Below are 11928 nucleotides of genomic sequence, written 5' to 3'. Positions count from 1 at the left end.
TTCAGCTAAAACCATAGTTCGGATCAGCAACGGCCCAAACTATTTAACCTGACCAAAAATCCGTCACCCTGTACCCCAATTCCCCGAGCATATCACGCAGCATTGGCATGCTCAGGCCAATCACATTGGTATGACAGCCTTCTAGTTTTTCGACAAAAAAGCCACCCTTGCCGTCGATGGTAAAGGCTCCAGCGCAGTTCATCGGCTCACCCGTGGCCACATAGTCTTCAATTTCGCGATCGCTAACCCAGGCAAGATGCACCCGAGTCACCTGACACCGAGTAATTGTCTTAGTTGCTTGTGGGGCGATTAGAGTATGTCCTGTAAATATCTCGCCCACTTTCCCGCGCATTTTCCACCAGCGCTTAATGGCATCCTCTGGCGTTTCAGGTTTGCCATAGATCTCACCATCAAAGGCCATGACCGAGTCACACCCCAATACAACCGCATTAGGAAATACAGGAGCAACCGTCTCCGCTTTCCCCAAGGATAGAGCCTTGACCAATGCACCAGGATCGCTCAGCGTAATTTGATCCTCATCAAACTTGCTGGGTGATACAAAGTGTTGCACCCCGGCATTGAGCAAAAGCTGACGTCGCGCTGCAGAGGCTGACGCTAATACAAACTGAGGAGCAGACATTTGCTAATAAACCGAGAAGGATGCTACCGACTGAGTGATTGAATTCTTTAGACGCTTCCAGCGGGCTTCGGGAACCGACGCATTGAACGTAAATAGCTGACCACGACGGACAATGGCGCTAGCTAGGTTGTGGCGTTGCCCGTCAGGGGTAGTCGCCAAGTACTCAAGAATGTAGTAGGTCTTGCCCCCAGGTGTTTCAACGTTTTGAGCATTCAGCAGTTCCACATCGCGGCTATCACCTGCCATATCTGTAATGCTCTTGGATAGCTTGTAGCCCACCTCACTAGGGCCACCCAATTCTTCTAAGGTTTTACCCTCCGCCACGGGGCTGACGACGACACTGACATTTTCAGTGACATTAATAATGTCGTGAAATACAACATCTGGGCCACCAGTCACCTTTACTTCTATCCAGCCAGTTGGATAGCTAAACTGATAGCCCTGATAGCTATTCACATAATCCAGCAAACTCACCGGAGCTGAACCGCTGCAGGCCTGGAGGCCAAACATCGTGACAAACACAATCATCAGAGCGGCTAGTCGCTTTAGCATTGGGAATACCAGTTAAGTAATGTGAAATGGATTGACAATAATCATTGTCGCATTTTGTGGAAAGTCTTTGTACCCTTTGTCTGTACAGTGAGCATGGCCGATTGCTTGTAAGCTGCTCAATATAGCTTTGCTCAATGGGCTTAATTGAATGGGCTTAATTGTGAAATAAATATATGCTAACAAGTTAAGGCCGGAGGCACTGCTGAAGCAAAGTAGGATGTGTCCCATGGACTGTTAGCCCATGGGCATTCAATGCCCACGAATATCCCTATGTCCCAGCGTGGCCTCCATTAAACTCGATGAACTGCATTCTGAGTGTTTTGATAATTGCTAATGTTGCCGCTCAGGGAAGAGTTGATACCTACCCCAGGCTAGTCCCAGCCAATCAGCACACTATAGTTCAGGCTAAAAATAGTTTTATTCGCCTAAGTCCAACAGAGGTCAGACTCCGCATGTTGAACTTACCAAACTGGACAACAGATGGGAACACCTTGTTCTACACGCGAACATTTGAAGATTTTGTCGAGGCTATTAACTTTATCAACAGTTTGGTCGAGCCTGCTGAACAACTTAATCACCATCCTGATATCAGGATTCAATATAATCGAGTTTTCCTGGAGCTAACGACCCATGATGCTCAGGGGCTAACAGATTTAGACTTTCAGCTAGCCCAAAAAATCTCTCAACTTCAAGTTTCACCACAATCTTTCAATTAGAAAATCATGTTCTTCCTAAGTCCTGACATTTATCTACTTTGGTCTAGGTAGATGAGTTCAATCTTCTGTACATTAAAACAAACTATCTAAACACAAGTTAATGCCCCCAACCCTTACACGCTGGAGGCGTTGAGTCTGCTTTTTCCCAGGCTTGGCGAAAGGAGGACTCGATATCTGATAGCTAATCGTGGGTGCCTATTTAACTTTAGACATAGGTACTTTAGGCATAGGTACTTTAGCCGCAGGTTTTCTTCTCAGTAAAAGCATCATGCTGGAAGCAAGCATAAATAGATATAGCGGATAGGGAATAGAAACCAGGTTCCAGTTTCCAGAAATGAGAATGTTGGCAAAGTTCATAGTATTGCCTACCCAAAAAATTGACCAAGATAATGAATCCTCAGTTTCAGGTTCAAAGTAGGTCTTCCTGAGGGTGGGTAATGCGCCTGTGATATCAATCCCCAGGTTAATTAGGAGTGCCAACGTTGGAATGGATGTGACTCTCCATAAAATCAGGCTGATTAATGAGACAATCAAGCAGTAAATGTCAAACTTTTCAAGAGAATTTACCTTGCCATACCAAAATGAAAGCAGGCCAATGGTAGTAGGTCCAAGGGCATAGCTGAGCATTAACCAAAATGTTTCTGTTCCTCCAGCAGAAAAGTAGCTGGCAACTGCAACCCAGCCTACAACACTCCAAATCCACCAAGTAGCCGGATTTGGAATAGTTTTTTTGCGTAAGATCGATATGACGTAAGGAATGTAGCCGAGCAGCCCTATTATTGCTGAGACTTTAGCGAGTTCTGCAATCATATAGTAGGAGTATGGTTGTTGAGTATGCTTGTAGTTAGGGCTACTCCAGTGTTGGTGAAGCCTTGAGCTATCTCATCACTTTATAGCATTGAATTGAGAGTATTAAATAGCCCCAAAAAGTCAAATTTCTCGTTGTCATAGTGACGACACCGACTTTAGTAGAGGGTGAGTCGTTGGGGGCATCCCATGCCGCCCAGACTTTGCCTCTAGTAAGTTATTCCTTGATCTACTCGTCTATTCCGTGCTGCGCACGTTGTTTATATTCTTTGGCTACTGACTGCCGAACTTCTTGTTGCAAACGTTCCAGAACAGAATCTGTTTTGGCGTTGTCTACGATGGTTTGCATAAGAGTTTTAATGCCCTGTGGTCCCCAGGAACACCCTTGCTCCAGATAAACACGGGCGGCCTGACCAACAGCATAGGTGCCATAGCCTGCCGCCGCCGCTTGGGCTCCCATCGCTCCAGCATAGGCGGTGAGACCTGCAGAACCATCTACCAGACTCCAGAGGGCAGCGCCACTTTTGCCAAGGCCCAATAATAAGCCGCTGCCTAGTTCGCTTAGGAGTAACGTTCCTGAACTGCGAACAATAGCTTGCCAAAGTTTGCTGGCTTCAAAGCTAGTCATGGGAAAGCCGTAAAGCTTAGCTAAGTTGCGGATCATCACTAAGTCGGAGGCGACACCGCCCAACAGATCCAACACCGCTACAGGATTGAGGGCAACAGCGACGGATTTGTATTTTGCGAATTGCAGAATAATGTCATCGGCAGCAGTTTGGTTTAATGCAGCCGTTGCCTGGGCTAAGTTGGTGTCGACCTGATGTGCCTGATGCAGTGTGTTAAGAGCTACCAGAGTTGGTCCTTCCAGGTGAATCAGGTCAATTAAGGCTGTTTTGAGGGGTTCAATGTCTGGAGGTGGAGTTTCCCAGTCTTCAGTGATGCGACCATCAGGCCATTCGATGCGTACCTGCATTGGGGCTGGTTCTGCCGCGATTAGAATTACGTCATCCACGATGGGGACGTCTGACTGTTTGATTGTTGTTGTGTTGTTACTATGGTTATTGTTGTCTGCAGTATTTTCTCTTGTTGCTAGCTGAGATTTGAGGCGCTGGAGATTGGCATAAACAGTTTGACGGTCGGTGTCTGGATAGAGATCTGTTTTGTTAAAGACCAACAGTAGGGGCTTATGTGTTTCGTGAAGCGTTTGCAGTGCCGTGTATTCGGTACGGGTAATATCTCCAGCGACTACAAACAAAATTAAGTCAGCTTGCTGGGCTACGTCTTGGGCAACTTGCCCCCGATCGGCACCTTCTATTTCGTCCAGGCCCGGGGTGTCAATCAGCTCAATTTTGAGGACAGACTCTCCTGCAGCGACAGATGGCGTCCAATAAATAGAGCGAGGCCATTGGGTAACACCATTTAGAGGGCCAGTTTCAAGGATTTTCTCTCCCACGAGGGCATTGAGTACTGCTGATTTACCCCGACTCACTAAACCAAACACAGCCACCCGTAGCAGTGTATTGTTGAGCTTATTGAGCAGGGTCGTTAGCTGATCGATCCCGGCTTTAACAGCGGCCTGACGCTTAAGTTCATCGGCATCGGAGCGAGTTAGCTCTAGCTGCGGGATGTAGCGATCAATGGTTTGGCGCAAGCTCTCACGAGCCTGGTCCACCAGTGGATGGGGCACCCTATCTGCCGCTGGTGGAGAGGCTGTGTTGCTGTTGGGAGATGTTTCCTGAATCAAGGCGGGATCGGTCATGGTTAGGGGTGATTCAGAACTGACTATTCAGTCTGAAAGGTATGGTTTGGCGATTAAATTTAAGCTAGCCTTACTGCCCGCCCCATCTTAAGCTAGCTAGCGACAGTCCTCATCGTTGGCAAGTGAGGCAGGGCCTGGGTAACAAAATCCTTGAGTGCTAGCCCCTGACGCGCCTGCTGGAATAATGCTTGCAAACGGCTACCCAGACTTTCAAAGTGCAGCTCGCTAGTTTCTAGCAGGCTTTGTTCTTCGAAATAGTCAATCAAAGTCAGACCGGCTAAACGGGTAAGGTAGGCGGCACTGATGCCCTGTAGGGCTCCACCGGCCAAATAGGTAGTCACATGACTTTTGAGCAGGGTGCCGAGGGCCTGGGATGCTAGTTCGACAAGACCTAGCTTGACAGTGAGTTCAGCAATAGTGCCTGCTGCAGCCTTAGCCTGATCCAGGGAGAATTTCTGACCATAGATAGCGCCGAGGTCTAATACGAGCTGACCGTTGATGGCAGCTGCTGCTAGCAGATCGATGGTGACGATGGGGCTGGCAAAGGCAGTACCGGCTGCGATCCATTGCATTTGTTCGAGCACGGGCATGGCTTTTTGACGACGATACTCGTTGAGTGTTTGAGTAATGCGCCGTTGCAGTGCTTTGGTCTGGCGTAGGGTAGTGGCCATGACTAGGGGACCAGGCTCAGTGGTGAAGCTATTGAGCTTTTGAGTCAGAGGCTGGAGTTCGGCAGCAGGCTGTTCAAAAAATTCGGTAATTTCGCCGGTTTCGGCATGGCGGCGAACTTTGATGGGGTTAGGGTTGGCTGCGATCGCAACCACATCTACCCCTCGCTCGGTTGCCCGCCCGTTAATCCGGTCTAGCACTACAGCTTTATCTATGGGGGAGTACTGGTCTTGCTTGTTCAGTACCACCAACACCTGATAGCCTTCAGCAACCAGCGTTTCCAGACGGTTTAGTTCAGACGCTGTCATATCGCCCGCAATCACCAACAGCACCAGATCAGCGTCGCTAATATCATCGGACTGGTCAGTAAAGGTTAGGGAGGAGGCGCTAGATGTCTCGAGGCAGTTGAGCAACGTGGTTTTACCCGTCGCCTTGTTGCCAGTGATCGCTAGCTTTAGATCAGTACGCTCCAGGCTATCTAATAGAAGATCATGTTCGGTACGATAAAGTTCTGCCTGAGCGACCGCCTGACTATTTTCAGTTAATAGCAGCTCAATCAGCTGATCCGCCCGCTCCAACGCCTGATCAATAGCGTCACGCTGAACGGTGACCTGTTTGGGAATGGTTGGGACTACGCTGCGCTGGCTGTGCTGATGGAACCACCATGCGCCTGAGCCCAGGGCGATCGCACCCAGGATTAACGAGCCGTCCATGGGCAGATGATGCACCACGTCCAATAACCACAGACTGGCGCTGAGACCTAAACCACCGATCAGAATAGGACGCTTGATTGCGATATCCATAAGTCCCTATACCCATGAGTTGCTTCTATTCCATTTTATAAAGTGAGTGTCGAATCACGAGGTAGAAAACCCCACAGAATTAACATAAGCCTTAAAAATCGGCTAATTGGCTGTGTGGTTTATAGATATTAGATTGGAGTGCTATAAATCAAGTACAGACGTTTTCTAGAGTTGCTCCTATGGCTGATCAGTCTGTCCTACGGCAAAGTTCACTGCTGGGCCGTTTAATGCTTGATTATGAGACCACAAATGAGCTGGGATTAGTGGATGGTCTACTAGTCGATGTGAACCAGGGAAAGGTGGTGGCGCTGGTGTGTAAAGGCCCTGTGTGGCAGCGGCAGCGTCCCGTCTACAGTTGGCAACAACTCGTTAATATCGGCAAAGATAGTATTGTTCTCCATGCTCAAGGGGCGGAGCAGTCCCAGGCCGCGGCTCAACCGATGGTGGGGCTGGAAGTCTGGACGGATATGGGCAACTGCGTGGGGCAGATTGTTGATTATCGGTTGGAGCGTGACGGTGCTGTCATTCAATATCTGTTTGCTCAGCCAGGACAGGCAGGGCTATACGGGCTAGATCCTGAGGCCATTATTAGTGCTGGCCGTAAACGCATAATGGTATCGTCTCGGGCTATTGAGCAAGCTAAGTATTATGCCGATGAAGCCATCCCGATGGCTCAACAGGATTGGCAAGCGACGGCTCAAACAACGGCTCAATCCCTAGCAGACCAGATGCAACAGCGAGCCCAGGGCTGGTCAGACTATGCTCAGGAGCACTGGCGGTCGGAGGATGTGAATGAACAGCTGCGATCTACTGGGCGGCAGCTACAGGATAAGACGCAAGGGTTGAGATCGCAGCTTAACCAACAGGTATTTAAAGCCAAAAAACGTCTCAGTCCTTTAAATAAAGCCTTGGAAAATACGTTAGAAAATGCCCTCGATAAACTGAGTGAGCCCAGCAGTCAGGCAGACTCGCCGCCTATCGATCTCGATTCCTTTGAAGTTTGGGAAGACGATGAATAGCTAGGCGATAGCCCGATCATCCGGAGGCGCTGGGCGGTGCTGATGAATTGTCATCACAACATCAATGTCACTAAAGGCCCCGGAGCGATCGCCCCGATCAAATCGGATCAAACTTCGGTTAATGTAAGCATCGGAAAACTGTGGCTGGAGTTCTAAAGCCCGGTTCACATCTGCTAGCGCGCCTTCTACATCCTTCAGCCGAAACCGCAGCACACTACGTTCATTGAGCGTATGGGCTGCATTGGGTTGCAGGATGAGAGCTTGATCAAAGTCAGCCATTGCCGCTTGATAGTTATGGAGATCCACATAAATGCGGCCTCGATGCACATAGGCAGTGGCTAAGGATGGGGTCAGCTCAATTGCCCGATTGACATCCTGGAGCGCCTTATCCAGATCACCGAGATGTTGGCGAATTCCCCCCCGGTGACTAAACGCTTCTGCACACTGAGGATTGAGTCTAATCGCTGCGCTAAAGTCAGTAACAGCTAGTTCGTAATGATGGAGATATAGCTGTACCAGTCCACGATTATGGTGGATATACGCATGATTTGGTGCCAGTCGCAGGGCCTCTGTGTAGTCGTCGAGGGCTCCATGACTATCTCCCAAGGTGGCCCGTGTGTTGCCGCGATTGTTCAATAGAGCCGCTTTTCCTGATGTGGGACTATCTTGAAGCTCAGGGTGTAATTGTTCTAATGTTTGTGGATATCCTTTGGGTAGGGACGGGCTGAGTTTTAAGGCTTTACAGTAATCTTGCATCGCGCCTCTATAGTCTCCAAATTCCATTTGCAGAGTCGCACGGTTGTTATAGGCATCTGCAAAGTTCTGGCTAAGACTAATGGCTTGATCAAAGTCTGCCATGGCCTGTGGGTGTTCTGCCTGATAAAAGTGAGCCAATCCTCGATAGTTATAGGTTTTGGCGCAGTCAGGGGTCAGTGTGAGGGCGCGGTTGAGATCGTGAATAGCTAACGAAAAATCGCCACATTGTAACCAGGCGACACCGCGCCAGAGATATCCTCGAGGCAAATGAGGCTCTAGCTTGAGGGCATAATCAAAGTCCCGCACAGCTCCTGTGTAGTTACCCATGTCTAGGCGTAGCAGGCCACGATTACAATATCCCCGTGCCGATAAGGGAGTTAGTTGAATCCCGTGTTCAAAATCGTCTAAGGCAGCATCTAGGTGGCCTAGCTGGCGCTGGACGTTGCCCCGATTGATATAGGCCGATGCGTAGTCAGGTGAGAGATGAATAGCCCAACTAAAGTCTTCGATGGCTCTGGCATAGTTGCCCAAAGTATAGTGAGCAGAACCTCGGTTGTAATAGGCTTTAGCATAGTTGGGTAAATACTCGATAACCGTATTGAAAATTGCGATCGCTCCTGTACAGTCCCGTCGCCTTGCCAGATTTACCCCTTGATTCAATAAGTCTTTAGCAGTCATGTAGCTCCACACTCACCACAAACTTGGTAACGTCAGCCCGTTAAAACGGACTTAGACGTAACCAATAACAACAGATACAAAACGAACCAATCAAAAATCGAGCGTTTTAATATCTGTGTATTCGGGCTTAGATGTCAGATATCTGGCAAATGTCCCTATTTTTCGAACTATTTGCTTGACCCATGCTTGCCTACCTTAAGTTCCCAGCCCTAAAGTGTTTAGGATTTGATGGGTTTTCGGCAACAGGGTTAATGATATAAACATAGGAAAAACCCTGATACAAGGAATATTCTATCCTTGATACGTTTCAAATAAGTACGGTCCCAAGTTTATTAACAACCTGTTGTCAGCTGTTGTGCATATCATTGTTGTGCCGTGGATGGGTTAGCCATAGCCAAGGCCTGAAATGCTTAAGCATTTCAGGCCTTGATTGAGCTTTGAGGCTAGAGTCCGTTAATACTAAACCCAGCCCCAGATAGCCGTTGCTGATTTAGAGATTGAACCGAAAATCAGTAAACATGCATCCCAATCCTTGGCTAAATGACAGCGAACTCTATGACTACATCATCGAAGTCCATATCTCCCAGCTCCGGTAGATCCTCGATGCCGAAGGTATTGTCACCCACTTTTCTAATGTGATCAGCATTACCAGTATTGGCACTACCGTAACTGAATACTACATCGTCGACTATTGGGTCAATACCATCAATAATCACAAAGATCCCTAGCTGCTGGCCAGCAAGTATTGACGCTTCAAATGTGCTTGCCTGGCCATTTTGACCCGTTAGTTCGATATCTAAACTGTTTGCGATCGCAGCCTCTTTATAGCCCGTTTCGCCTGGACGAATAGTATTCCCAGTCAGTGGATCTACTACACCACCATCATCGGTTGCCAATGTATAAAACCCTACGGTATTGTTAAATGCAGCTTCGCGGAAAACATTAAAGCTCACATCAACTGTCCCAGTCTGGCCAGTAAGGTCTATAGCCTGGGCATCATTCACTAATAGGTTGGTTGTTAAGACCTCCTCTGTTATGTAAGTAGTTCCTTGAATCCCATTGCCAAAGTCTAAGGAGACTTCGCTATCCGTAATAGCTGTGATCTCTGAAAAGAGTGTTACGTTATTTTCAACAATTGCAAATTGGAAAAAGTCACCCTTTGAAACGAAACTGCTATCAATGGTGAAAACAGGATTATAGGCGGCTGGAAGATCGCCTGTTTGTAGAAGTGAGAAACGAGTGATCTCAACATCATTGTTTCCAGATGCATCAGTTTCAAACACAATAATTTCACTGACATTATTGATGTCCCCCTGGTTCAGCTGCCATTGAATGGTATTGTTAGACTCCAGTTGGGTGACTGCCAGTACATTAATCTCAGAAAATACAGTCAGTATATTGCCAGTAGCACCTGCGCCGCCGTCACCGCCGCCGCCGCTGCCGCCATCGCCGCCATCGCCACCATCGCCACTACCACCGTCCTCAGAGTTGTCCAGTGTGTATGTCTCAACTGTGATTGGATCAATTGCAGATAAATTATTAGGAGTTGTTGCCAAATCGGTAATATCTGGACTATCTACTAGTTCAAGACCGATAACGCCATTAAAGTCCTCTAGTTCTTTACCTGAGATAGTAACGTTGTAGAGATCTCCAGCTACCTCTGTTACCTCAATATCAGCGTTGATACTTGCATTAGTGATAGCAAAGTCTGTGGCATCGACCCCCTGAACATCTTCGCTAAAAGCAACCTGAAAGACTAAAGTGTCTGCATCGGTTGTTTCAGTGTTCGGTGTTTGTCGGGTGATACTGATTAAATCTGGATCAATGTTATCAAGAACAACATTATTAGGTAGCCTTTGGACAGTCGGCTTCGATCTACCATCACCTTCAGACTCATCTCGATAAACAACATAGGGAATGCCACTGTTGTTGATTGCTAAATCAGTGTAAGGGGCTGCAGCTCCAGAAAAAGATGTATTACCCACATCGGTCCAGGTACCGTCCTGCAGTTTCCTGACAGTTGCACGGCCAGTATTATCGGCGTAGACCACATAGGGAGTGCCTGCGCGATCAAATTCCAGATCAGGAGAAAATGCACTAGTTGTAGAAGCCGCGCCATTACCTACTACAACCCACTCATTATTATCGTTCAGAGTCTGAACAACCGCCTTGTCCCCATCATTAGGATCACTGTAGGCAATATAAGGAGTCCCATCTAGAATCTCTAGATTTGGGAAACTTACCCTATTATCGGCAAAATCATCATTACCAATGGTGGTCCAGTTGCCATTGATAAAGGCTTGCACACTGGCCTTGTCACCCTCAGGGCCAGTGTAATTATAGATAACATAGGGGGTGCCATCAGCACTAATTTCCAGATCTAGGCCTGTAGTGCCATCGTTAGCGACAATAGGGCCTTCTGAGAAGCCTGCAGGGCCAACAGTTACCCAATTGTTGCCATCGAGCCTTTTGAGAGTGGCTTTTTCACCTTGATTAACATCTCGATAGAGAACATACAGCTTTCCATTGTTGTCTACCTCCAGGTCAATAAAAGCGGCTCCAGCTTCGGAAACAGCACCACCAACAGGTAGCCAACTGTTGCCATCAAATTGGATGACTTTAGCTTTATCCCCATCATTCGCATCGAGATATACGATATAGGGGGTATCGCCAATGAGTTCTACATCTGCATTAAAATTAAATCCACCAGCAGCCACTCCAGGAGTGCCAACAGTTGCCCAATTGCCGTTTTCAAACTTACTTAGAGTTAGTTGACCATCACCTCTGTTTTTATAAACAACGTAGGGAATATCTCCGTCAACTTCCAGATCGGCCATTTCAATCACGCCATCGGAAAATTGTGGTGCATTGCCAACTACTTCCCAATTGAGCGTGAAATTGTACTCACGTAGAGTTCTATCCGCGAATAAGCTTTCAGCTATAGATGGCCAATGTCCATTGCCAATGGTTCTATTACTAGCTGTGATTTTTGCATTGCAGAGGGTCTGTAGCTTCTGGATAAATTCAGTTCCGGCATCACCGACAGCTACATTACAAGCGAGCAACTGTAACTTAGGAGAATTTCCTACAGCAAACCATTCTTGAAGAAGATGTGAATAGTCTTGTAAGTTACTTAATTCTAAGCTACTATCTCCCAACTTTAAGCCGCCAGAGAAGCCATGGGCGACTAAGGTTAACGTTTCAGTCGGCTGTTGTTGCAAAATTTCCGTGATTTGCTCAACTCCATCACGCTCTGGGGAGAGCACATAGGATTGGATATGAGAGTTGAGCCCAGCCAGTAATAATGAGAGATCATCTACCTGCGCATCAAAAATGATGACCTGCTGTGTAGTTTGAACAGGTAAAGCTTGATTGCGTGTTTGAGAATTGTATGAATGGTTGTTGAAGCTTGTGGGAGCTATAGAATTTGGCATAGCAGCTTGTCTCATGAAATTGATTATTTGATGCTGATAAAACTTTTTACAAACTGCACCCTAAATACATCGTGAATGAAAAATCTCCTGATTGA

9 protein-coding genes are annotated in these 11928 nt (G+C 47.4%); 2 read left to right on the top strand and 7 right to left on the bottom strand.

Annotated elements, in window-relative coordinates; all coding sequences use genetic code 11:
• Positions 1-43: 43 nt before the first annotated feature.
• Both N836_RS50695 and psbP read right to left on the bottom strand, forming a co-directional pair.
• Entirely contained in the window at positions 44-640 is a 597-nt protein-coding gene (locus N836_RS50695; RefSeq protein WP_023072461.1) for a Maf family protein, read from the bottom strand.
• A gap of 3 nt (positions 641-643) precedes the next feature.
• On the bottom strand, positions 644-1192 hold the full coding sequence (gene psbP, locus N836_RS50690) for a photosystem II reaction center PsbP (protein WP_023072460.1): 549 nt from the start codon (positions 1190-1192) through the stop codon (positions 644-646).
• A 299-nt stretch (positions 1193-1491) separates the two neighbouring features.
• On the opposite strand from psbP, the gene N836_RS77530 reads away from it, so the two are divergent.
• Positions 1492-1908: a 4a-hydroxytetrahydrobiopterin dehydratase gene (locus N836_RS77530; protein WP_023072459.1), complete on the top strand. Its 417-nt coding sequence runs from the start codon at positions 1492-1494 to the stop codon at positions 1906-1908.
• A gap of 195 nt (positions 1909-2103) precedes the next feature.
• Here N836_RS77530 and N836_RS50685 read toward each other — a convergent pair whose 3' ends face one another.
• From N836_RS50685 to N836_RS50675, 3 genes are all read right to left on the bottom strand, one after another.
• Positions 2104-2718, bottom strand: a complete 615-nt coding sequence (locus N836_RS50685) for a hypothetical protein (protein ID WP_023072458.1) — start codon at positions 2716-2718, stop codon at positions 2104-2106.
• A 226-nt stretch (positions 2719-2944) separates the two neighbouring features.
• Positions 2945-4474: a GTP-binding protein gene (locus tag N836_RS50680; protein ID WP_023072457.1), complete on the bottom strand. Its 1530-nt coding sequence runs from the start codon at positions 4472-4474 to the stop codon at positions 2945-2947.
• 92 nt (positions 4475-4566) lie between these two features.
• Complete coding sequence (locus tag N836_RS50675; RefSeq protein ID WP_023072456.1) at positions 4567-5946, bottom strand: slr1306 family protein; 1380 nt, start codon at positions 5944-5946, stop codon at positions 4567-4569.
• A 179-nt stretch (positions 5947-6125) separates the two neighbouring features.
• On the opposite strand from N836_RS50675, the gene N836_RS50670 reads away from it, so the two are divergent.
• Positions 6126-6965 carry a PRC-barrel domain-containing protein gene (locus tag N836_RS50670; protein WP_023072455.1) on the top strand — a complete coding sequence of 280 codons (840 nt, stop codon included), beginning with the start codon at positions 6126-6128 and terminating at the stop codon, positions 6963-6965.
• Here N836_RS50670 and N836_RS50665 read toward each other — a convergent pair whose 3' ends face one another.
• Positions 6966-8399 (bottom strand): tetratricopeptide repeat protein, encoded by a 1434-nt coding sequence (locus tag N836_RS50665; protein WP_023072454.1) that lies wholly within the window; start codon positions 8397-8399, stop codon positions 6966-6968.
• A gap of 536 nt (positions 8400-8935) precedes the next feature.
• Complete coding sequence (locus N836_RS73225) at positions 8936-11833, bottom strand: DUF4347 domain-containing protein (RefSeq protein WP_161634962.1); 2898 nt, start codon at positions 11831-11833, stop codon at positions 8936-8938.
• Between the last annotated feature and the right edge of the window lie 95 nt (positions 11834-11928).

The organism is Leptolyngbya sp. Heron Island J, assembly GCF_000482245.1.
In the GTDB taxonomy this organism is placed as follows: Bacteria; Cyanobacteriota; Cyanobacteriia; order Phormidesmidales; family Phormidesmidaceae; genus Leptothoe.
The sequence above is the reverse complement of the archived record's forward strand: the minus strand, read 5'-3'. Positions and strand labels throughout refer to the sequence as shown.

Coding starts and splice junctions, on each gene's coding strand:
- N836_RS50695 (WP_023072461.1), bottom strand. CDS start 640: ATGTCTGCTCCTCAGTTTGTATTAGCGTCAGCCTCTGCAGCGCGACGT.
- psbP (WP_023072460.1), bottom strand. CDS start 1,192: ATGCTAAAGCGACTAGCCGCTCTGATGATTGTGTTTGTCACGATGTTT.
- N836_RS77530 (WP_023072459.1), top strand. CDS start 1,492: ATGAACTGCATTCTGAGTGTTTTGATAATTGCTAATGTTGCCGCTCAG.
- N836_RS50685 (WP_023072458.1), bottom strand. CDS start 2,718: ATGATTGCAGAACTCGCTAAAGTCTCAGCAATAATAGGGCTGCTCGGC.
- N836_RS50680 (WP_023072457.1), bottom strand. CDS start 4,474: ATGACCGATCCCGCCTTGATTCAGGAAACATCTCCCAACAGCAACACA.
- N836_RS50675 (WP_023072456.1), bottom strand. CDS start 5,946: ATGGATATCGCAATCAAGCGTCCTATTCTGATCGGTGGTTTAGGTCTC.
- N836_RS50670 (WP_023072455.1), top strand. CDS start 6,126: ATGGCTGATCAGTCTGTCCTACGGCAAAGTTCACTGCTGGGCCGTTTA.
- N836_RS50665 (WP_023072454.1), bottom strand. CDS start 8,399: ATGACTGCTAAAGACTTATTGAATCAAGGGGTAAATCTGGCAAGGCGA.
- N836_RS73225 (WP_161634962.1), bottom strand. CDS start 11,833: ATGCCAAATTCTATAGCTCCCACAAGCTTCAACAACCATTCATACAAT.